20 protein-coding genes and 1 pseudogene are annotated in these 21,180 nt (G+C 73.1%); 14 read left to right on the top strand and 7 right to left on the bottom strand.

Features of this window, described 5'->3' with window-relative positions; genetic code table 11:
* Positions 1 to 10 precede the first annotated feature (10 nt).
* Positions 11 to 2,026, top strand: a complete 2,016-nt coding sequence (locus tag HCN08_RS07805; RefSeq protein ID WP_167982173.1) for a phosphocholine-specific phospholipase C — start codon at positions 11 to 13, stop codon at positions 2,024 to 2,026.
* 256 nt (positions 2,027 to 2,282) lie between these two features.
* Positions 2,283 to 3,340, top strand: a pseudogene (locus HCN08_RS07800) (alpha/beta fold hydrolase).
* A 51-nt stretch (positions 3,341 to 3,391) separates the two neighbouring features.
* On the opposite strand, the gene HCN08_RS07795 reads toward HCN08_RS07800, so the two are convergent.
* Positions 3,392 to 5,023, bottom strand: a complete 1,632-nt coding sequence (locus HCN08_RS07795; RefSeq protein ID WP_167982172.1) for a DUF6351 family protein — start codon at positions 5,021 to 5,023, stop codon at positions 3,392 to 3,394.
* 315 nt (positions 5,024 to 5,338) lie between these two features.
* On the opposite strand from HCN08_RS07795, the gene HCN08_RS07790 reads away from it, so the two are divergent.
* Positions 5,339 to 5,902, top strand: coding sequence for a CGNR zinc finger domain-containing protein (locus tag HCN08_RS07790; RefSeq protein ID WP_167982171.1), 564 nt, complete (start codon positions 5,339 to 5,341; stop codon positions 5,900 to 5,902).
* A 56-nt stretch (positions 5,903 to 5,958) separates the two neighbouring features.
* Here the strand turns inward: HCN08_RS07790 and HCN08_RS07785 are convergent, their stop codons facing one another.
* The gene (locus HCN08_RS07785) at positions 5,959 to 6,588 is read right to left on the bottom strand and encodes an HAD-IA family hydrolase (protein WP_167982170.1); all 630 of its coding nucleotides are present in this window, start codon (positions 6,586 to 6,588) and stop codon (positions 5,959 to 5,961) included.
* Positions 6,589 to 6,728: 140 nt separating this feature from the next.
* Here HCN08_RS07785 and HCN08_RS07780 point away from each other — a divergent pair, with 140 nt between their 5' ends.
* Positions 6,729 to 7,277 (top strand): hypothetical protein, encoded by a 549-nt coding sequence (locus tag HCN08_RS07780; protein WP_167982169.1) that lies wholly within the window; start codon positions 6,729 to 6,731, stop codon positions 7,275 to 7,277.
* Between the two features lie 168 nt (positions 7,278 to 7,445).
* Here the strand turns inward: HCN08_RS07780 and HCN08_RS07775 are convergent, their stop codons facing one another.
* Entirely contained in the window at positions 7,446 to 8,195 is a 750-nt protein-coding gene (locus tag HCN08_RS07775) for a helix-turn-helix transcriptional regulator (protein WP_322974299.1), read from the bottom strand.
* A gap of 191 nt (positions 8,196 to 8,386) precedes the next feature.
* Here HCN08_RS07775 and HCN08_RS07770 point away from each other — a divergent pair, with 191 nt between their 5' ends.
* Positions 8,387 to 9,058, top strand: coding sequence for an alpha/beta fold hydrolase (locus tag HCN08_RS07770; protein ID WP_167982167.1), 672 nt, complete (start codon positions 8,387 to 8,389; stop codon positions 9,056 to 9,058).
* Here HCN08_RS07770 and HCN08_RS07765 read toward each other — a convergent pair.
* Together HCN08_RS07765 and HCN08_RS07760 are read right to left on the bottom strand one after the other, a co-directional pair.
* A complete protein-coding gene (locus HCN08_RS07765; protein ID WP_167982166.1) occupies positions 9,045 to 9,401 on the bottom strand; it encodes a nuclear transport factor 2 family protein in 357 nt (118 codons plus the stop codon). The genes HCN08_RS07770 and HCN08_RS07765 overlap by 14 nt on opposite strands.
* A 45-nt stretch (positions 9,402 to 9,446) precedes the next feature.
* Positions 9,447 to 10,229, bottom strand: a complete 783-nt coding sequence (locus tag HCN08_RS07760) for an SDR family oxidoreductase (RefSeq protein ID WP_167982165.1) — start codon at positions 10,227 to 10,229, stop codon at positions 9,447 to 9,449.
* Between the two features lie 105 nt (positions 10,230 to 10,334).
* On the opposite strand from HCN08_RS07760, the gene HCN08_RS07755 reads away from it, so the two are divergent.
* Entirely contained in the window at positions 10,335 to 10,853 is a 519-nt protein-coding gene (locus tag HCN08_RS07755; protein WP_206318515.1) for a winged helix-turn-helix transcriptional regulator, read from the top strand.
* Between the two features lie 27 nt (positions 10,854 to 10,880).
* Here the strand turns inward: HCN08_RS07755 and HCN08_RS07750 are convergent, their stop codons facing one another.
* Complete coding sequence (locus HCN08_RS07750) at positions 10,881 to 12,257, bottom strand: NAD(P)/FAD-dependent oxidoreductase (RefSeq protein ID WP_167982164.1); 1,377 nt, start codon at positions 12,255 to 12,257, stop codon at positions 10,881 to 10,883.
* Between the two features lie 197 nt (positions 12,258 to 12,454).
* Here HCN08_RS07750 and HCN08_RS07745 point away from each other — a divergent pair, with 197 nt between their 5' ends.
* The 5 genes from HCN08_RS07745 (at position 12,455) to HCN08_RS07725 (ending at position 17,528) form a co-directional block, all read left to right on the top strand.
* Positions 12,455 to 13,456 carry an AraC-like ligand-binding domain-containing protein gene (locus tag HCN08_RS07745; protein WP_167982163.1) on the top strand — a complete coding sequence of 334 codons (1,002 nt, stop codon included), beginning with the start codon at positions 12,455 to 12,457 and terminating at the stop codon, positions 13,454 to 13,456.
* A 363-nt stretch (positions 13,457 to 13,819) separates the two neighbouring features.
* Entirely contained in the window at positions 13,820 to 16,141 is a 2,322-nt protein-coding gene (locus tag HCN08_RS07740; protein ID WP_167982162.1) for a sensor histidine kinase, read from the top strand.
* Positions 16,138 to 16,575 carry a roadblock/LC7 domain-containing protein gene (locus HCN08_RS07735; protein ID WP_167982161.1) on the top strand — a complete coding sequence of 146 codons (438 nt, stop codon included), beginning with the start codon at positions 16,138 to 16,140 and terminating at the stop codon, positions 16,573 to 16,575. Before HCN08_RS07740 ends, HCN08_RS07735 begins: the two co-directional genes overlap by 4 nt.
* Positions 16,576 to 16,615: 40 nt before the next feature.
* Positions 16,616 to 16,960, top strand: a complete 345-nt coding sequence (locus HCN08_RS07730) for a DUF742 domain-containing protein (protein WP_322974297.1) — start codon at positions 16,616 to 16,618, stop codon at positions 16,958 to 16,960.
* Positions 16,941 to 17,528 carry a GTP-binding protein gene (locus tag HCN08_RS07725; RefSeq protein WP_167982159.1) on the top strand — a complete coding sequence of 196 codons (588 nt, stop codon included), beginning with the start codon at positions 16,941 to 16,943 and terminating at the stop codon, positions 17,526 to 17,528. Before HCN08_RS07730 ends, HCN08_RS07725 begins: the two co-directional genes overlap by 20 nt.
* 11 nt (positions 17,529 to 17,539) lie before the next feature.
* Here HCN08_RS07725 and HCN08_RS07720 read toward each other — a convergent pair whose 3' ends face one another.
* Positions 17,540 to 18,844, bottom strand: coding sequence for a hypothetical protein (locus tag HCN08_RS07720; protein ID WP_167982158.1), 1,305 nt, complete (start codon positions 18,842 to 18,844; stop codon positions 17,540 to 17,542).
* Between the two features lie 512 nt (positions 18,845 to 19,356).
* Between HCN08_RS07720 and HCN08_RS07715 the strand changes: the two genes are divergently transcribed.
* Genes HCN08_RS07715 through HCN08_RS07705 form a run of 3 tightly spaced genes read left to right on the top strand, consistent with a single transcriptional unit; the run spans position 19,357 to position 20,833 of the window.
* Complete coding sequence (locus HCN08_RS07715; RefSeq protein ID WP_167982079.1) at positions 19,357 to 19,524, top strand: hypothetical protein; 168 nt, start codon at positions 19,357 to 19,359, stop codon at positions 19,522 to 19,524.
* The gene (locus HCN08_RS07710) at positions 19,521 to 20,096 is read left to right on the top strand and encodes an RNA polymerase sigma factor (RefSeq protein WP_322974296.1); all 576 of its coding nucleotides are present in this window, start codon (positions 19,521 to 19,523) and stop codon (positions 20,094 to 20,096) included. The genes HCN08_RS07715 and HCN08_RS07710 overlap by 4 nt, the downstream gene beginning before the upstream one ends.
* On the top strand, positions 20,093 to 20,833 hold the full coding sequence (locus HCN08_RS07705; RefSeq protein ID WP_167982157.1) for a hypothetical protein: 741 nt from the start codon (positions 20,093 to 20,095) through the stop codon (positions 20,831 to 20,833). The genes HCN08_RS07710 and HCN08_RS07705 overlap by 4 nt, the downstream gene beginning before the upstream one ends.
* The last annotated feature ends 347 nt before the right edge of the window (positions 20,834 to 21,180 follow it).

Below are 21,180 nucleotides of genomic sequence, written 5' to 3'. Positions count from 1 at the left end.
AGGACTCACGATGACCCCGATAAGCCGCCGTACCTTCGTGGGCGCCGCCGGTGCCGCCGCCGCGGCCGGCGCGACCGCCGCGGCCGGCCTGCCCGGCGTGACCCCGGCCGCCGAGGCGTCCGCGCCCCACCACGGCAGCGGCCATGGCAGCGGCCACGGCAGCATCGGCGACGTCAAGCACGTCGTCGTCCTGATGCAGGAGAACCGCAGCTTCGACCACTACCTCGGCGCCCTCGGCGGCGTCCGCGGCTTCGACGACAAGCAGGGCGTGGTCTTCCCCAACGGCAACTCCGTCTTCCAGCAGCCCGATCCCGGCCGGGCCGAGGGCTACTCGCTGCCCTTCCGCTTCGACACCACCGCCTTCAAGGCGCAGGACTTCGGCGGCCTGGACCACGGCTGGTCCTCCGGCCACCAGGCCGTCAACAACGGCGCGGAGAACGGCTGGGTCGCCGCCAAGGGCCGCTACACCATGGGCTACTTCACCCGCGAGGACATCCCGTTCCAGTACGCGATGGCGGACGCCTTCACCGTCTGCGACGGGTACTTCACCTCGCTCAACGGCCCGACCGACCCCAACCGCCTCTACCTGTGGACCGGTACGCCCGGCCCCGGCACCGACGGCACGACGGGCCCCTTCACCGACAACTCGATCGTCACCGAGAACCCGATCGGCGACTGGACGACGTACGCCGAACGCCTCCAGCAGGCCGGTGTGAGCTGGCGTGTCTACCACAACCCGGACGGCTCGGACAACGAGCACGGCGACTACGACGACAACGCCCTGTCCTACTTCCAGCAGTTCGCGAAGGCCCCGAAGGACTCGCCGCTGTTCGTCAACGCCATGACGAAGCACGACCTCACGGCCTTCGACGCCGACTGCCGCAACGGCACGCTGCCCACCGTCTCCTGGCTGGTCGCGCCCTTCAACTACTGCGAGCACCCGAGCGCCGGCCCGGACTGGGGCGCGTGGTGGGTCAACGAGGCGCTCCAGTCGCTGATGGCGAACCCGGAGGTGTGGAAGAGCACCGTCTTCCTGGTGATGTACGACGAGAACGACGGCTTCTTCGACCACGTCGTGCCGCCGTACCCCGAGCCGGGCACGAAGGACGAGTTCGTGGACGGCCAGCCGATCGGGCTGGGCAGCAGGGTGCCGATGTGGGTGTGCTCGCCGTGGTCGCGCGGCGGGTGGGTCAACTCCCAGGTGTTCGACCACACGTCGGTGCTGCGCTTCCTGGAGCGGGTGACCGGGGTGCACGAGCCCAACATCTCCGCGTGGCGGCGGGCCGTGTGCGGCGACCTCACCACCTGCTTCGACTTCAGCCGCCCCGACTTCAGCATCCCGAAGCTGCCGGACACCGACGAGCTCAAGGCCCGGGCGACCGCGCAGCACAGCCTGCCGTCGGTGCAGGCCCCGGCGGACGGCACGCAGCGCATGCCGGCGCAGGAGCCGGGCGAGCGGCCCCGCCGCAACCTGCCCTACCGGCCGTTCGCGGACGTCACCGTCGACCGGCGCACCGGCAAGGTCACCTGCACGCTGTCCAACGAGGGCACGGCGGCGTACGTCTTCACGGTGCTGCCGAACATCGCGCACCCCTTCACCGGCACGCCGTTCCTGGTCCAGCCCCGCGCGCACCGCACCTACGTGTGGGACACCGCAGGGACCGACGGGCGCTACGACTTCTCCGTCCACGGCGCGGACGGGTTCGTCAGCCGCTTTTCCGGCACGGTCGTGCCCGAGGGGCAGACGGACGTGGCGCTGCCCTCCGCCGACGCCGAGCTGCGCCCGGGCGGCCGTCCCGAGCACGCCGCCCTGGACCTGCGACTGGTCAACGACGGCGACACCGAGGTGACCTTCGCCGTCGTCGCGAACGACTACTCGGACGCGTCGCACACCGTGCAGGTGGGGCCGCGCTCGCGCAGGAAGCTGACGTGGCAGACGACGGACGGCCGCTACGACGTCACCGTCACGGCCGCCACCGGCACCCGCTTCGTCCGCCGCTACGCCGGCATCGTGCACCAGCTCTGACCGCTGTTGCGGCCCGGGGTGGGCCGCCTGTACGCCGGGGGTGGGCCGCCGCCCGCGCGGCCCACCCCGCCGCGGGGGACGCGGAGCTGCGCGCCTCGGGGCTGCCGGCCCGCGCGCCGCCCTGCGCGACGCCCTCGGCAAGGCCCCGGTGGTCCGACCGTCAACTGACTGATGCGCCTGTGTCCTCACGGGACGACAGTGGTGACCGCCGGGCCCCCGGGCGCGGCACCCCGACGAGAGCACAGGAGGCTTTCCCATGATCGACAGGCGCACCTTCGGCCGCGCGGTGGGGCTGGGCACGGGTACGGCAGCCGCCTCGCTGGCGGGCCTGCGGACCGCGTCGGCGACCGCGCCGCACGGCACCGCGGCCGGGGCGGTACCGGTCGTGCCGGTCGTCGCGCCCGGCACCCACACCACGTTCGCCCGGCTGAGGAAGGTCACGGCCGGCGAGCTGGAGATCGGCTACGCCGAGGCCGGCCCCGCCCACGGCCCGGCCGTGATCTGCTTGCACGGATGGCCGTACGACATCCACAGCTACGTGGACGTCGCCCCGCTGCTGGCCGCGCAGGGCTACCGGGTCGTCGTGCCCTACCTGCGCGGGCACGGCACCACGCGCTTCCTGTCCGCGCGGACCTTCCGCAACGCGCAGCAGTCGGCGATCGCGCTCGACGTCATCGCGCTGATGGACGCGCTGCGGATCGACCGGGCCGTGCTGGCCGGCTTCGACTGGGGCACCAGGACCGCCGACATCGTCGCCGCCCTGTGGCCGCAGCGGGTCAAGGCGCTGGTGGCGGTGAGCGGTTACCTCGTCACCGACCTGGCCGCCCAGCTGCAGCCGACCGACCCGAAGGCCGAGCACGCCTGGTGGTATCAGTACTACTTCGCCACCGAGCGCGGCGCGAAGGCCATGGACGACGCCGTCAAGCGGCACGACCTGTGCCGCCTGGTGTGGGACACCGTCTCGCCGGGCTGGGACTTCGACGACGCCACCTTCGAGCGCACCGCCGCGGCCTTCGGCAACCCCGACTACGCCGCGATCGTCCTGCACAACTACCGCTGGCGGCTGAGCCTGGCCGCGGGCGAGCGCCGCTACGACCACCTGGAGCAGCGGCTGACCGCCCGCCCGCCGATCGCGGCCCCGACCGTCGTCCTGGACGCCGAGCTGGACCCTTCACCGCGGGCAGCGACATCTCCTACCGCGACCGCTTCACCGGCCCGTACGCGTACCGCCTGCTCAAGGGCATCGGCCACAACCTCCCCCAGGAGGCCCCGACCGCCTTCGCCCAGGCCGTCGTGGACGCCGACCACTTCTGACCCCACCCATCCCGCCCCCGCGAGTGTCTTTCCACGGGGGCGGGGCGGGGGTCAGTGGCGGGGCGGGGTGGTGCAGCGGTAGCTGGTCGAGGCGGCCGGGTCGCCGTGGCCGGCGTAGCGGGAGACCTCGGGGTAGCGGCACAGGTCGCGGGTGACGGCCTGGCCGGAGGGGAGGGTGGTCGCGGCGGGCAGGGTGCGGGGGGCCTTGCCGTGCTCGACCCAGTCGGTCAGGGCGCCGAGCGCGTCGGTGGGTACGGGGCCGGGGGCCGGGGTGCCGGCGCAGTGGCTGACGCCCGGGGCCAGGAAGAGGCGGTAGAAGTCGTCCACCCGCTGCGTGCCGCCCAGCAGCCGGTCGACCTGCTGCCGGTAGGCCACCGTGCCCTGCGCGGGGATGTACTGGTCGGCCTGGCCCTGCCAGGTCAGCAGCTTGCCGCCGCTGTCGCGGAAGGCGCCGAGGTCCGGGTCGTCGGTGCCGATGACCTGGTCGTACTCGGCCTCGGACTGCCGGAAGAGCCGGGTGAACCGGTCGTAGGTGAGGGTGGTGAGGTCGAGTGCGGGCTGCTTGGCCACGAAGTCGGCGACCCACTGCGCCGGTACGGGGAAGGGCTTGCCGCTGACCGTGCCGTCGTCGGCGGTCTGCGTGTCGGCCAGGTCAAAGCTCGCGCCGACCGGCAGGCCGGGCCACAGCCGCGTGCCGGACGCGGTGCGCGGGCCGTCCCAGATCCTGCGGACGACGACGGCGTCGGCGGCGGTGATGGTGACCGGCCTGCCCTCGCAGTCGATCGTCGTGCCGACGAGCCGGCGCGGGTCCCAGTGGCAGTCCCCCGGGTCGCCGATCAGGCCGTCGGGGTTGCCGTCGAGCTTGTCGCAGGCCGCGACCGCGGCGGCGGTGAAGGCGTTGAACTCGCACTGGCTGGGATAGGTGTGCTCGTTGTTCATGACCACCTGCGGCCACAGCGTGGCGACCTCGAACTCGTCCCAGTTGATCGCGGGCGCGTCGGCGAGGATGCCGTCGTAGTCGCCGGGGTGACGCTGCGCCTCCATGTAGCCCTGCCGGCCGCCGGTCGAGCAGCCGTTGAAGTACGCGTAGGCGGCGGGCCTGCCGTAGACCGCGCCGACGACCTCCTTGCCCACCACGGCGGTGTCGTGCTCGGCGCGCGAGGCGAAGTCCTCCAGCAGAGGCTGGTCGACGTGGCCCTGGGCGTCCAGTGCCCAGTCGGTGTCGACGTAGCCGCCGACGCCCGCGTCGGTCGTCACGGCGGCGTAGCCGGCCTTGATCGCGGCGGCCAGGCCCTGTCCGTAGTCGCCGGCGGCGTACGCGCTGCCGCCCACGGTCTGGAGCCGGCCGGTCCAGCCGGTACGGGGCAGCCAGACGGTGACCTTCTCGTGGTCGCCGGCACCCGGGTGGGTGAGCGTGTAGGTGACCTCGCAGTAGGCGGGGACGTCGGGGACGTCCACCGGACCGGTCGGGGTGATGTCCACGTGCACGGTGCCGCCGGGCCGGCTGCGCGCCGTCCCGGACTCGATCCGGGCGCCGGGTGGGGCGTGCACGGACGTGGTGGCACACCGGAAGGCGGCGGCGCCGGGCGTGCCGGGGCCGGTGTGCGCGGCGGCGCCGGCCGGCAGGCAGACCGCCGCGGCCAGGGGCACGGCGGCGGCGAGGACGGTCAGGAGTCGTCTCATGGCATTCCCGTCGAAGGGGTGGGTGCCCGCCGGTGGCGGCGGACACATGTGGCCGGAACACTTCGCGACGACCGGGCGGCCGTCGTCCGGCACACCTCACTGTGACCCGGCGCCGGCGTCCGGCACATCGGTCACCTGGCGGTCGGGCGGCGAGACACATGTGACCATCGGTTGCGTCACCGGTCGAAGCGGTGATGAGCGTGTCATACGCGTTCGTCACCCGTCAAGGAGGTGACGGGTGACGGGGTCGGAGCATTGCCGGCGGAGGATGACGCCGGCCTTGCCGCCGGGTTCGTCACCTGTCAGGATGGTGACATGGACCTGAACCACGTCTTCGTCTGCGGCAACCCCGCGCTCGACTTCGCGGCGACGCTGCGGGCGCGCCGCTCCGCGCGGTTCGAGATGTTCGCGAGCCCGGACCGGCTGGACGCCTGGTATCTGGAGTCCGGCATCGTCGACGCCGTCGCGCCGAGCGGCCCCGCCGACGTCGCCCGCGCGACGACCGTCCGGGAGGCCGTGTACGCGCTGGTCACCGCGCGCCGGCTCGGCGAGCAGTACCCGGGCGGCGCCCTGGACGTACTGAACGCCGCGGCCAGGATCGCGCCGGCCGCGCCGCAGCTCACGCCGTCCGGGCGCTGGACGTCGGCGAGCCCCGAGGAGGCGCTCGCGGGGGTGGCGCGGCTGGCCGTCGAGCTGCTGAGCGGGCCGGACGTGCCGCTGCTCAAGGAGTGCGGCAACCCGGAGTGCACCCGGGTCTACATCGACCGCTCACGCGGCATGCGGCGGCAGTGGTGCGGCATGGAGTCCTGCGGCAACCGGATCAAGGCCGCGGCCTACCGCGCCCGCAAGAAGACCGCGCCGGCCGCTCCGGCGCACTGACAGGGTTGACGGCGGCGGTCTGCGGCGGTTTGCGGGGCCGGCTGCGTTGACCGCCGTCAGGCCGGCTCGGACAGCGGGAGTCCCAGCAGCTCCTCGATCCGGGCGACGGTCGCCCGCGGCTCGCGCGCGTGCACGGTCGTGAAGCCCAGCTCCGCGGCGGCCACCAGGTACTGCTCGGTGTCGTCGACGAACACGCACTCCTCGGCGGCCAGTTCGAGCCGGTCGAGGGCGAGCTGGAAGATCTCCAGCTGCGGCTTGCGCAGGCCGTGCCGCTCGGAGATCACCACGGCGTCGTAGCGCAGGTCGAGTTCGTACCCGGCGTAGAGATCCCACGGGTCGGCGCCGACGGAGTTCGACAGGATGCCGACCTTCACCCCCGCCCGGCGGGCCGCCTGCGCCGCGCCGATCAGCGCGGGCTCGGGGCGCAGGTCGGCGAAGATACGGCCCATGAGGTTGCCGGGCGCGACCCCGAGGCTGCGGGCCGCCGCGGTGTTCCACTCGGTCTGCGTCAGGGCGCCGCGCTCCAGGGCGTGGGTGCGGCGGGTGGCCTCCTCGTCGAGGTAGAGCGCGGTGATCGCGGCGCCCTCGGCCAGCCCCTCGCGTTGCTCGAAGGCGAGCACGGCGGGCAGCAGCGGTGTCGTGAGCACCCCGCCGAAGTCGAGCAGCAGGCCCCGGAAGTCGTTCATGGCGCACACCCTAGCCGTGGCCGGCGCGGACACATGTGCCGGGTCGGCCGGGGGGGGCTGCGCGGGCTCGCGCGTTAGGGGCACACCGGCGGCGTGGATAGCATGCGCACACACACCGGCCTACGAAGGGGTGAACGCCCGTGCCCGACCAGCCGGCCGCCGCCACGGTCCGCTCGCGGTACGCCGAGCAGGCCGCCGCCGACCTCCAGGACAACCGCCGCAGGCAGCAGGAGCTGACCGAGCAGCTCGCGGTGCTGCAGCAGGAGGAGGCGCTGCTGGTCGACATCCTGGCCCTCGCCGAGCGCTTCCCCGGCCCGCCCGGCACCGCGCACGCAACCCCGGGGGCCGCCGAACCGCAGCCCCGTACGGCCGGGTCCTCGACCGGGGCGGGACGGAAGGCCGGGCCCGAGGGCGTGGCGAGAGGCGGGGCGAAGGCGGGGGCGAGGGCGGAGGGGCGGCAGCCGCTGCTCGGGGACCTCTTCGTCGACCTGCTGCGCGAGCACCGCGAGCCCCGGCTGGCGAAGGAGCTGCGCGACGAGCTGCTGGAGCGCCACCCGGAGCGGACGCCGACACCGCAGGTGGTGCGCAACACGCTGGAGGCGCTGGTGGCCAAGGGCCGGGTCCGGCGGCACAAGCAGCAGCGGTCGGTGATGTACGAGCTGCCCGGCGAGGGCGAGGGCGACGCCTGACACATGTGTCACCGCCCGCACACGTACGCGCACAGGCACACGTACGCGCACACGAACCGGCCCGCGCAGGCCGCCGTACCGCCTCCGATGCCGTGCAGGAGCGTGTCGACGACCGTGTCGGCGGCCACGCGTAAGTGGCCGCACGGGTGCGGCGGGTCGGACGACGGGTCAGCGGTGGCCGGCGCGGTAGCGGCCCGGGGTCGTGCCGATCACGTCGGTGAAGGCCGCGATGAAGCCGCTGGGGTTGGCCCATCCGCAGGCGTACGCGGTGCGGGTCGTGTCATGGCCCTCGGCGAGCAGGACGAGGGCGTGGTGGATGCGCAGCTGGGTGCGCCACTCGTAGAAGGTCATGCCGAGCTCGGCGCGGAAGAGCCGGCTGAGGGTGCGGGTGCTGGCGCCGGTGCGCCGGCCGAGTTCGGCGAGGGTGGCGGTGTCGGCCGGGTTCTCGTACAGCATCCGGGCGAGGGCGCGCAGCCGGTCGTCGTGCGGCTCGGGCAGGTGCAGCGGCTGCTCGTCGGCCTCGCGGAGCTCGTCGACCAGGACGCGCAGCAGGCGGGAGCGCGCGGCGCGGGTGTGGCCGGGGGCCGTGCCGTCGTAGTTGCGCGGGCCGGTGAGGGTGAGCAGCACCTCGCGGGCGAGGCCGGAGGCGAGGAAGACCGCGGGGCGGTCGGGGACGAGCCGGGCGAGGGAAGGCGCGAGGAAGACGATCCGCATGTCGGTGTCGCCGTGGGCGCGGTGCCGGTGGGTGAAGCCGGCCGGCGTCCAGGCGACCCGGTTGGCGGGCACGATCGAGGTGCCGCGCGCGGTGTGGACGGCCAGGACGCCGCCGGCCGCGTACACGAGGTGCCCGCGGTCGTGCACCTGCGGCGGGCTGATCTCGCCCGACGGCCACAGGTGGCGGCCACCGGACGGCCACACGTGGGAGGTGACGCCGGGGGGCGCCTTCCGGGCCTGGCGGGAAGCGGGTTGGTGGCGAGCGGGTTGGCGGGGAACGGGTTGGCGGGGAACGGGCATCGGTTGGCATTTTAGCGGTGGTGAGCCATGGGCCGGCGCGCCGAGACTTGCCGGTGTGGATTCCCACGGAGCCCGCGGACAAGGAGAGGCACCCCATGACGACGTACGTGCTCGTGCCCGGCGGCTGGAAGGGCGGCTGGGCGTACGAGACCGTGACCCCGCTGCTGGAGCGCGCCGGCCACACCGTGCACGCCCTGACGCCGACCGGGCTGCGCCCGGGCGACGACGCGGCGACGGTCGCGACCGCCAACCTCGACACGCACGCCGGCGACGTGCTGCGGCTGCTGGACGGCCACGACCTGCGCGATGTGACGCTGGTCGGCCACAGCTACGGCGGCATGGTGATCGCCGCGGCGGCCGACCGCGCGGCGGGCCGGATCGCCCGGCTGGTGCACCTCGACGCGTTCGTGCCGCGCGACGGCGAGTCGTGCTGGTCGGCGACCAACGACCACTTCCGCGCCCTCTTCACCGCCGGCGCCGCCGCCACCGGCTACTCCGTCCGGCCCCCGGGCCCCGGCGACCCCCGCCGCCGCCCCCACCCGCTGGCCGCCTTCTTCCAGCCGGCCCGGCTGACCGGCGCCGCCGCGAAGATCCCCCGCCGCGAGTTCGTCTACTGCGCCGGCTGGGAGTCCGAGACCCCCTTCGCCGCCCAGCGTGCCCGCCTCCTCGCCGACCCGGCGTGGCAGGTCCACGACCTGCCTACCGGCCACAACGCGATGCTGGAGGCACCGGAGGCGGTCGCGGCCCTGCTCCTCACGGAGCGATGACCAGCCGGCGGACCAGGTCCCCGGCGAGCGTGAAGGCGTACCGCAGGTCCACGGTGTTGCCGGGGAAGTCGCCGTCGAGCCGCTGGGTGACGGTCCACCGGTCCGGCCCGTCCCGGACGGCCCCGAGGTAGCGGGTCGTGTAGGTGTACTCCGAGGTGGCGCGCCCGAGCCACGCCTCGACGGCGGCGGGGCCGTCGTACGTGCGCCCGTCGTCGGTGACCTGCACGTCGGGCGCCATGAGCGCAGCGCAGGCGGCGGCGTCCCCGGCGTTGTGCGCGTCCAGGTAGCGCAGGACCGGGCGGGGCAGGTCGCCGCGCTCGACGGGGGTGGGGAGGTCGGTCATGGGGGGCTCGCTTTCGTGCCGGGCCGGGAGGGTTCCCGTACGGGTTCAGACGGTGGGTACGGTGCCGCCGTCGATGACGTGGTCGGCGCCGACGATGGCCGAGGCGCGGTCGGAGACCAGGAACGCGACGAGTTCGGCGACCTCCTCGGGCCGGTTGGGCCGGCCGAGCGGGATGCCGCCGAGGGCGTCCATGAGGGAGGTCAGCGCGGACTCGCGGTCGCCGGTCCGCTCGGCGATGCGGTCGATGAGCGCGTCGGCCGCCTCGGTCCGGATGAAGCCGGGCGAGACGGTGTTGACGCGTACGCCGTGCGGGGCGACCTGGTTGGCCAGGCCCTTGCTGTACGTGGTCAGCGCCGCCTTCGCCGCCGCGTAACCGAGCGTCCCGTCCCACAGGGGCATACGGCGCTGGATGGACGAGACGTGGACCACGGCCCCGCGGCCCTGCGCGAGCATGCCGGGGACGAGCGCCCGGTCCAGCCGGACCGCGGCGAGCAGGTTCTGGTCGAGCTCGCGCTGCCAGGCGTCCTCGGTGAGCGTCTCGAAGCCGCCGGCGGGTGCGCCGGAGCCGCCGAGGGTGTGGACGAGGATGTCCAGGCCGCCCAGCCGCCGCAGCGTCTCGCCCGCGACGTGCCCGGCGCCTTCGGGCGTGGCCAGGTCGGCGGCGACGAACTCCTCGTCCGTTGTCCGCGGGCCGCGGGAGCGGGCGGTGACCAGCACTTTCGCACCGTCCTCGCGCAGGCGGGCGGCGATGGCCGCCCCGGTGCCCCGGCTGCCGCCGGTGACCAGGGCGCGGCGTCCTTCGAGGGCGGGGCTGATGGTGTGGGGCATGGCGGAGGATCCGTTTCCGGGCGCGCCTGAGGGCACGCCCCAGTAACTGCTAAAATAGCACCTAGTGACTTTCACTTTAGCAGTAACCCAGGAGGGTGTGTCGTCATGGCGAGCCGGATCAGGCTGGAAGACCGGGAGTGCCCGCTGTCGACCACCGTGCAGCACGTGGGCGAGTGGTGGACACTGCTGCTGCTCCACGACGCCTTCGACGGCTACACGCGCTTCGACCAGTTCCAGCAGAGCCTCGGCATCTCCACGAGCATGCTCACCGCCCGGCTGAAGACGCTGGTGGCCGACGGCCTGCTGGAGCGCCGGCTCTACCAGGCCCACCCGCCGCGCCATGAGTACGTCCTCACCGAGCGCGGCCGGTCCCTGCGGCCGGTGATCGTCGCGCTGGCCGCCTGGGGGAACCAGCACCTGCCGCCCGGGCAGCGGTCGATGATCCTGGTCGACGCCGCCAGCGGCGAGGAGGTCGAGCCGGTCGTGGTGGACGCCCGCACCGGCCGCAGCCTCCACGACAGCGCCGCCTTCACCTTCACCGCGGGGCCCGCGGCCGGCCCGGCCATGCGCGCCCGCTACACCGCGCTGGGGCGGACCGCCCGCGAGGAGCCGCCGGCCGGGTAGCGGCTCCCCTTTCGGCGCCGGCGCGTGTCAGGCGCCTTGCCTGCGGACCGCCGCTGCGGCGCGCAGCAGCGTCCCGGGGCGCATCAGGGTGCGGGCCGGGGCGAGCATGTGCATCACGTCGAGGAAGCGCCGGTGGACCACCGGGTCGGTCACGGAGGCGCGGACCACGAGGTCGCCGAGCCGGGAGGCGAGGGTGAAGCCGGGCGGGCGCGGGCCGGTGACGTGCGGGAGCTTCAGGTCGTTGAGGGCGGACGTCTGCCACGCGTCGTCCACGACGCGCCGGGTGCGCTTGAAGTACGGCCACGCCGGGTCCCGCGGTGACGGCCTGGTGTCGAGGTAGGCCGCCAGGCACGCGGCGTGCATCGCGGCCGACGACATGCCCTGGCCGTAGACGGGGTTGAAGGAGGCGAGCGAGTCGCCGGCCGCGACGAGCCCGGCGGGGAAGCGGTCCAGCAGGTGGAAGTCGCGTCTTCGGTTGTCGGGGTGGCGGTAGCCGACCGGCTCCCCGATCGGCTCGGCGTCCTCGGCCAGCCGGCGGAACGCCGCCGCCGGGTCCTGCTTGCAGCGCAGCAGGAACTCCTCCGTGCCGCGGCCCGGGCGGTCGTCGGCGTAGCCGGCCGTCAGGGCGATCCACCGGTCGCCCTCGACTCGGCCCAGGGTGCTCAGGCGCAGCCTGCCGTCCGGGAGGGTGGTCAGGGACTGCGCCAGCATCGCGTCGTGCCCGCCCTCGGGGCGGCGGAACAGCGCGGTGGCGTAGCCGAGGTCGACGTGCATGCGGCGCAGCGCGGGCTCGGGCCAGCCGCCCTCCCGCAGCCAGGTGCCGAGCCGGCTCGCGCGGCCGGTCGCGTCGACCGTCAGGTCGCTGTCCAGGACGTCCTCCGCGCCGGAGCCGGGGGCCGAGCCCGAACCCGGGTCCGCGTCCGCGTCCGCGTCAGGGCGCGCGTACCGTACGCCGTCGACCCGGCCGCCGGCGTAACGGAGCCCGCACACCCGGCCGTTGACGAGCCGGACGTTGTCCAGCGCCAGCACCCTGCGGCGCAGGTGCGCCTCCAGGAAGGGGCGGGTCGCGCTGACCATCTCCACCCCGCCGACCAGCACTCTGCGCCGGCCCTCCAGGTAACTGTGCACCCCCCGGCCGGTGTCGGCCGACGTGGCGCCGCCCGCGACGAGTTCGGCGGTGAAGCCGGGGAACCAGTTGTCGAGCAGCCGCCGCCCCGCCTCCAACAGGGCGTGCATCTGCGTGCCTTGCGGAACCCCGGGCCGCGGGTCCCGCGCACCCCCGAACGCGCCCGAGGCCGCGATGTCGTCCCGCTCGACGACCAGCACCTCCTCGGCGTGGCCACTGAGCACCCGGGCGGCCAGCAACCCCGCGATGCTGCCTCCGAGTACGACGGCCCTGCGCATATGACCTCCCGTCTGCGGCTGCCCGCGGTCCGCCGCTCGCGCCGCTGCCGCCGCTTCCGCTGCCGCCGCCCCCGGACGGGAGCGGCGCAGAACATCGTGGGCCTCCGGTCCGGTCCCGAACCGACGATCCGCGCACCCGCTCTGTACATTTGCGCCTCACGCGATTCGTACGCCGTCCATGACGGAAGGACCATGCAATGAGCGTGTCCCCCGAGTCCCCGCGTCCCCTCCGGGGCGGGGTGGGCGATGTCGACGCCTGGCGTGGCGCTTTGCGCGAGGCATTAGTCGAACTCGACGCGATCCCGATAGGCGACACCGGGGGCCGTGCGGATTACACCGGCTGGGCCCACCAACTCGACCTGGGATACCTCACCTTGACGGACGTCGGTTCGCACCCGGTGCGGGTCGTGCGCACCCCGCGGATGCTGGCCGGAAACCAGGACGACTTCTTCATGCTGTCGATCGCGCAGGAAGTCAGTTATGCGAGCCAGGAAAACCGGCGCTTCCGGCTGCACCGCCGGGACGCGATCCTGCTCGACAGCACCGTCCCCTTCCAGTTGCGGGCCGACGGCTTCGCCCACCACCTCGTGCTCACGCTGCCGCGCGCGGACCTGACCCGCGTCATGCCCGAGGCCCGGGAGCGGGTGGGGCGCCGGATCGGCGCGGACAACCCGGTGCTGGCGGTCCTCCGGGCCGCGATCGCCGAGATATACGCCGGTGAGGACCGGTTCGACCCGCAACTGCTGCCCGAACTCGGCCACACCTTGCGTGAGTTGGTCTTCTCCGTGCTGCGCTCCCACGAGCCCGCCGACCAGGCCGGCACGAACGCCCTGCTCGGCCATCGGGCGCAGCTGCTGCGCATGCGGGACTTCGTGCAGCGCCACCTCGCGGAGCCGGACCTGTCCGCCCGGACGGTGGCCGCGGCCTTCGGCGTCTCGGCGCGCTACGTCGAGATCGTCTTCCGGGAAAGCGGCACCTCGCCGGCCCGGCACATTCGCGAGGCCCGAATGGAGAAGGCCCGCAGAATCCTGGCGGACCCGCGGCAGCGGCAGCGCCCGGTCGCCGCGATCGCCCGGTCTGTCGGAATTGAGAGCCCCACCGTCTTCACCCGTATGTTCCGCCAATTCCACGACATCACCCCACGCGAATACCGGCAGTCGCAGACCGGCGGCCCAAAGGGGCGGGGCGTACTCCCTTAACACGAACTCCGGGGTTCGCTACGGCAATCGACGATTTCGTGTGCGCGAATCGTCGATATCCCCGCCCCGGCCACCGGCACGCTTGGCGTCGCCGTCCTCACGATGCGTCAGGGGACGGGTGTTCCGGTTCCGCCGAGCAGGGGATTCCACGACGTGCCGTCCCGATCGCCCCAGGCCGCCGAGGCAGACCGTGCCTCGGGTCCGCCCCCGCAACCCCCGTCGCCGGGGGCCGAGACCCGCCGCCCCACCACCGGCAGGCGCGGCGGACGGGGCCGCCGGCGGGCCACCGCCCCGCGGCGCGACTCCCGCTCCTCGCGGGGTCTTTGGGGCCCGCGGTCCATCAGGACCCGGATCCTCGTGCTCGTGCTGATCCCGAGCCTGTCGCTGACCGCGCTGTGGGGCGTCTACACCGCCAAGGGGTTCCGCCAGGCCCTGGACCTGCGGCAGACCGTGCGGGACGTGCAGCGGGTCGGGGTCAAGAGCGAGACGGCGATGGTGGCGCTCCAGGAGGAGCGCCGGCTGTCGATGGTCCAACTGGCCCACCCCGGTACGGACCCCGGTCCGCTGATGCGGCAACGAGCCGACACCGACCTCAAGTTGGCAGCGATGCGGGAGGCCGCCGGCCCGGTCGTCACGAGCAACCCGCCCGCCCTGCAGCAGATCTTCGCGCAGATCAGCACGGGCCTGTCGGCACTGCCGGGCTTCCGGCAGCAGATCGACGCGCGCAAGGTCGACTACGGCGCCGCGTACGACTTCTACACCGGCGCCCTGAGCACCGGCATGACGTACTTCGCCGCCGAGGCCCGGCTGACCAACGACTCCAGCGCGCTCGTCGAGGGCACCCTGGCCGCGGACCTCTTCCGCGCGCTGGAGGGCCTGTCCCGGGAGGACGCGGTGCTCTCCGCGGGACTGACCTCGCCCAAGGGGATGTTGTCGGCCGCGCAGCAGCGGCAGTTCGACCAGCTCGTCGGTGCGCAGCAGGAGCAGTGGAGGGTCGTGACGCCGGCCCTGCGCGGGGCGCAGGCCGCGCGCTACAAGGCGATCACCGCGAGCCCGCAGTGGGCGGCGATGGTGGCCGCGGAGCAGTCGGCCGTGAAGTCCGGCCGCATCCCGACGGATTTCCCGAGCTGGCAGACCTCGATGCTCACCGTGAGCGGTGAGCTCCAGCAACTCACCCTGGACCAGGTGTCGTTCGCCGTCGGCTACGCCAACGGCCGGGTGGACTCGCTGATGACCTCGGTGATCGCGACCAGCGTGGGCGCCCTGCTGGCCATCGCGGCGGCCGTGGTGATCTCGGTGCTGATCTCCCGCGCCCTGATCCGCCGGCTCCAGCATCTGCGCGGAGCGACGCTGCGGCTGGCGGAGGAGCAACTCCCGCAGCTCATGGCCCGGTTGGAGCGGGGCGACAAGGTCGACCCGGACGAGGCCGTGCCCGACGTCGGCCAGGGCCCGGACGAGATCGGCCAGGTGGCGGGGGCGTTCGCCACGGCCCAGCGCATCGCGGTGCGGGCGGCGATCGAGCAGGCCGAGACGCGCGAGGGCATCAGCCGGGTGTTCCTCAACCTCGCCGGGCGCAGCCAGGGCCTCGTGCACCGGCAACTCGTGCTGCTGGACTCGCTGGAGCGCGAGAGCGAGAACCCGGACCTGCTCGCCGACCTCTTCCGGGTGGACCACCTGGCCACCCGGATGCGGCGCAACTCGGAGAACCTGTCCATCCTCGGCGGCGCGATGCCGGCCCGGCGCTGGCGCCAGTCGGTGCAGCTGAGCGAGATCCTGCGCGGCGCGGCCTCGCAGACCGAGGACTACTCGCGGGTCAAGCTCGCCGGCATCCCCGATGTGCGGATCGCCGGCCCGGTGGCGGGCGACATCATGCACCTGCTGTCCGAACTGCTGGAGAACGCGACGCATTTCGCCCCGCCGCACACCAGCGTGGAGGTACGGGCGGAGGTGGTGGCCAAGGGCCTCGGCATCGAGATCGAGGACCGCGGCATCGGCATGACGCCGGAGGCCCGCGACGAGGCCAACCGGCTGCTCGCCGCGGCACCGGAGTTCAACGTCATGGGCTTCACGCAGGACACCCGGCTCGGCGTCTTCGTCGTGGCGCGGCTGGCGGCCCGCCACAAGATCACGGTGACCCTGCGGCCGTCGCCGTACGGGGGCACGTCGGCGATCGTGCTGGCACCGCCGCATGTCATCGAGGTGGCCGGGGAGCACATGCGCGAGCAGCCGCCAGGCCAGGAGCCCACGTTCCAGGAGCCCGTACGCCACGAGCCAGTACGCCGCGAGCCCGTACGCCAAGTGCCGCCCCCGGTAGGCCCGGAGCCCACGCCGCTGCGCCCCCGGGCGGCAACTCCCCGCCAGGAGCCGCCCGTACGCGAGGGCGCACAGCGCGGGCCCAGGCAGCTGCCGCGGCGGGTCCGACAGGCCAGCATGCAGCCGCAGTTGCTGCACCCCGCGGCCCCGGCACCCGAGGCGGCACCCGCGGAGCGGTCGCCCGAGGAGGCCCGCCGGCTGATGTCGGCGTACCAGCGCCAGTCGTACCGCGGCCGTACCGACGCCGAACGCGAGCACGTGCACGGCCACCAGCACAGCCACGAACACGAACACAAGCACGAGCACGACGGCGGACACCAGGACACGGCCGGCACCAGGCCGACCGGAGAGGGACAGTGGGACCCACGATGACGCAGACGCCGAAGCCGGTGACCGACCTCGACTGGATGCTGGACGACCTCGTCCGACGCGTCCCCAGGACCAGGCACGTCCTGGTGCTGTCGGCCGACGGGCTGGTGATCGCCCACTCGCGCGATCTCGGCCGGGAGGACGCCGAGCACCTGTCGGCGGTCGCCTCGGGATTCCAGAGCCTGGCCGGCGGTGTCGGCCGGCGCTTCGGCGGCGGGCCGGTGCGGCAGACCATCGTCGAGCTGGAGAGCTGCTTCCTGTTCGTGACCGGCGCGGGACAGGGCGCGTGCCTGGCGCTGCTCGGCGAGGCCGACATCGACGTGGGCCTGGTGGCGTACGAGATGAACCTCATCGTCAGGCGGGTCGGTGACTTCCTCGCCGCGGCGCCCCGCCAGGCGGCAGCGGTCCCGGCGGCGGTCCCGCCGCCGCCGTTCTGAGGCGGGGGCCGTGCCCGGACCGGAGGAGTCGTGGTGGGACGTGGACGCGGGGCCCATCGTGCGCCCGTTCGCGAGGACGGGCGGGCGGACCCGGCCCAGCCGCGACGAGTTCAACCTGATCACGCTGATCATCGCCGTGCCCACCGACGGCGTGCCCCGCGGGCTCGAACCCGAGCACCTGGTGATCCTGCGGATGTGCACGGGCGCCCCGCTGTCCGTCGCCGAGATCTCGGCCCGGCTGGACCTGCCCGTGACCGTGACCAAGGTCCTCCTCGGTGACCTACTCGACATGGGGGCCGTCCACACGCGCGCACCGATCGCGCTCGCGGAGGCCCCGGAAATCCACCTCCTTCAGGCGGTACTCGATGGAATTCGCAAGCTCTGACGGTCCCGGCGCCCTGCCGACGGGGGTCAAGATCCTCATCGCCGGCGGCTTCGGCGTCGGCAAGACCACGATGGTCGGCACCGTCAGCGAGATCGCCCCGCTCCAGACGGAGGAGGTGATCACGGCGACCAGCGAGGGCGTGGACGACCTCACCGGCGTCGCGGCCAAGACCACCACGACCGTCGCCATGGACTTCGGCCGCGTCACCCTCAGCGCCGACCTCGTCCTCTACCTCTTCGGCACCCCCGGCCAGAACCGCTTCTGGTTCATGTGGGACGAGCTGGCCCTCGGCGCGATCGGCGCCGTCGTCCTGGCCGACACCCGCCGCCTGGAGGACTCCTTCCCCGCCGTCGACTACTTCGAGCACCGCGGCACATCCTTCGTCGTCGCCGTCAACCGCTTCGACGGCGCCTGGGACTACGCCCCCTCCGACGTCCGCTTCGCCCTCGACCTCGCCCCCGACGTCCCCATCCTGATGTGCGACGCCCGCTCCCTGGAATCCACCAAAAACGTCCTCATCGCCCTCCTCAACCACACCATGACCACCCACCCCCACGCCCTCCACTGACCCCTCCGGGGTCACGCCGCGTGGGCCGGGAGCACCAGGAGACTGCCGTCGCTGTGCTTCTCGATGTCGATCACGACCTCCGTGGCCGTCCCGGCAGCGGCGACTCCGTCCGCCAGGGCCCGGAGCCGGTACGACGTCTCCAGCAGCGCGTCGACCTGCCCCCGCGTCATGACCTTGCCGCTCAGCCGCTTCGGCGGGCACAGCTCCAACGAGGAGAGCCGCAGCAGCACGTTCGCGATGCGGGCCTCGAGTTCGTCGATGCGCCGCTGGTCGCTGTCCAGGCTGCGCACAAAGCTTTCAAACGGGTTGTCGGGGGCGTTCTGACCGGCCTCCACGCCCTGGAGGACGTTCACGCGTCGCTTGAGCGCGATGGCAAGAGCCGCGAGTTCGAGGTGCGTACGGAACTCCCCGCCGTCCTCGGCGATGCCGGCGAACGTCGCTTCGAGGTCGGTGACGTCGGCCCGACCGTCCCCGAGCGCGTCGAGCCCGGCCTCCCACTTCTCCAGCCGGAGCTCGGCCCGCTCGGTCGCCTTGCTTATCGCGTGCACCGCGGAGTCGAGCCCGAGTGACGCGCCGAGCTTTCCCTGGTCGAGAAGCACCGCGGTGGCCTTGTCGATCGCGTCGCGGCACCCCGCCAGTTCGCTCCGCTCCTGTTCCAACGCCTCGTCACGGAGCTTCTCCAGCAGCTCGGTGATGTGCCGGATCGCCCCCTGCCGCTGCTGGTCGGCGTACGCACTCGCCCCCAGCGCTATCGCCATGAGGACCAGCGGCGCGGCCACGGCCAACGCCGTACCCGCGACGGCCGTTCCCGCGGCAGCGCCCGCGGCACCTGCGGCTCCTGCGGCCTCGACGGGAACGAACACCGCTTTGGCGGCGATCAGTCCGGTGGACTTGTCAACCAACGCGCTGTACACGCCGTTCGGCGCCGCCTTGGACACCATCGGCCCGACGAGGCCCTTGCCGACCTGGGCTGCGACCTTCGCGGGCACGACCATCCGGTAGAGCACCTCGCCGGATTCGGCGATCTTGTTGACCGCGGGAACGTTGCCGGCGTTCTCGGTGACCAGCCGCGACAGCTCCTGGGCCAGCGGACTCACCGCCCCCACGAGCAGGCCGGCGGACCGGCTGTGCTTGTTCGTCAGCGGGTGAGCCTCCACCGTGACCAAGGGGGCCTCCGCGAACGCCGCGAGAGCCGCCCGCAGCTCCACCAGCCGCTCGGCGGTGAGACCCTTCTTGCCGGTGATGGCGGGCACCGGCGCACCGCCTGCCGTCGACAGCGTCCACACGGGCACGACATTGGTGTTTTTGTCGCTCATCGCTCCCCCTCGGTATCGCGCCACACGATAGCGGTGCGGACTGCGGCCCACTCGTGATCCTGCCAACCCTCGGCGACGCAGATCACAGGGCGTCGCCTCGGCTCTCGGCCTCAGCAGGTGCAGCCCTCGGCATCTCCGCGGCGGCTGACCGTATCGACAGTCATTTGGACATCGAAGCTGATCGTTCCGCCTCTTGACGGTGTGTGGTGTTGATCACATCACCCGCACGCACCACGCCACCACGCCGCTCCACCCGGAGCCACCGGCGCGCCCGCGTGCGCCCGCGCGCCGCAGGTGGACGCGCCGCAGTGGACCAGACCTCCAGGGGTGTGAGGGGAGTTCGCTGATTACCCAAGCGACTGCTCAGTAGCAGCGTGTAGTTTTTTGTGCCGCTTGCCTCCGCACTTTTACGCGTCGGTGAACGCTATCTAGGCAAGACCGCACCGAAGTGGTCCGGGAGCGCCGGCACGGGGCTGTGTCTCCTCCTTCAACGCGAGAGGACCCGAAGGTCCGTGACGAACCCTCAATCGCCGGAGACCGCGCTCGCCGTCCTGGCAGCGGCCCGTGCTTTCGGGCCGGACGTACGCAAGGTGGTCCGCCGGGTGCTGGCGGCCGGAGTGCGGCTCGGCGCGACGGAGTTGAGCCGATCCGGGCGCGGCCACCGGGAGGGCGGCCGGTGAACGCCCGTGAGCTGCCCGTACCGCGTCCCCAGGTGTCCAGGGGCCGGGTGATCGAGGGCGAGCCCCTCGACTTCCAGGACTTCCACCGGCGCAACCGCGGCGCCTACGTGCGGTGGGCGGGCGTGGTCCTGGGATCGCGCGCCGACGCGGAGGACGCCGTCGACGAGGCGATGCTGGAGCTGCTGTCCAAGTGGCCGGCCGTCGCGCAGAAGCCCGCGCCGGAGGCCTACGCCTGGACGGTGGTCAAGAGCCGCACCATCGACGCGAAACGCGCCCGCAGCCGTCGCCCCGAGGTCGTCGACCTGACCGCGTTCGACGCGCTCGCGGTGCACTCCGCCGACGACCCCACCGACCAGCTGCTGACGAACATGACCATCCAGAAGGCCATCGGACAGCTCCCGGAGCGGCAGTACGACGTGTTCGTGCTGCGCTTCAGCCTCGGCTACAGCACCCGCCAGACCGCGGACCTGCTGGCCGTCAGCGAGGCCACCGTGCGCTCCACCGTCCGCGACGCCAAACGCCGCCTGGCCCGCACCCTGGGTGTCGCTCTCGACGAAAGGACCCCCCGATGACCGCCCCGACGACGATCGCCGACGTACTGGCGATGGCCCGCCTGGCATCGCCCGCGTACACCGACGAGGAGACGGCCGCGGCCGAGACCCGGCTGGCCGCGAAGGCGGCCGACCGGATCGTCACCGGCGCCATCACCTTCGACGACGCCACCCACCACCTCTACCGGCGGCCGGCCCCCCGGAGCAGCGCCCACCCCGGCCCGGCGGACCCGGACGACTGCATACACCGCGCCGGCACCGACCTGCTCGGCCTGTGCCACCTGGTCATCAGCCAGCCCGACGCCCTCTCGGCGATGTCCACCTTCATCGGCGACCGCATCCTGGAGCCCGCCGGCGCCCGCGTCCTGGCCTGCGTCCTGCACCTCGCGGGCCGGGAGGGCAGCGCCCGCTTCTGGTGGCAGTACGCCGCCGGCGCCGACGACGTCGCCGCCTCCTACTGCCTCTACCTGCACCACATGGCCCTCGGCGAGACCGAGGAAGCCGTCTGGTGGCAGGACCAGGTCGACCCCATACGGGGCCGCGAACTCGGCTCCGAAGACCCCGACCACTACGCCTTCGCGCTCGGCTGGACGACCTGCCTGCAGATCGTCGCCCGCCACAAGGAGTTCACCGACGCCACCAACGCCGCCCTCGCCTACGTCCGCAGCGCCGTCCGCTTCGTCGACGACGACATCGACCTCCCCCTCCCCGACGCCGGCTTCGCCCAGCGCATGGAGGAGATCGCCGCCATCATCTGACCCCCCACCCCCACCAGGACCCCAGCCTCCGGGCAAATTCCGGAAAATGTCTTCTCGCGAATCCGCGCCCCGGGTCGCACGGGGGCGCTATCGTCAATCCCAGGGAAAGCCGAATGAGGCTGGGGGCCCGGGGGGAACTAGGGGGTTGTCGTGGTGCTTCCGCATGTCACGTGAACATGATCGGATTCGGCACAGCGGTTTTCGCGGTCTCATCCGTCGCTTCGGTCGCAGGTGTCGCGCGCGCTTATTCTTCTGGCGCCGGCGCGCCGCCGGTGTGCCGGATGACGGGTCCGAGTCCGTTCCGCTTGTGCCGGGCCCTTCCGGGCAGCCGGGTCTTCCGGATCGGG

The organism is Actinacidiphila epipremni (assembly GCF_012034175.1).
Classification (GTDB): Bacteria; Actinomycetota; Actinomycetes; order Streptomycetales; family Streptomycetaceae; genus Actinacidiphila; species Actinacidiphila epipremni.
The sequence above is the reverse complement of the archived record's forward strand: the minus strand, read 5'-3'. Positions and strand labels throughout refer to the sequence as shown.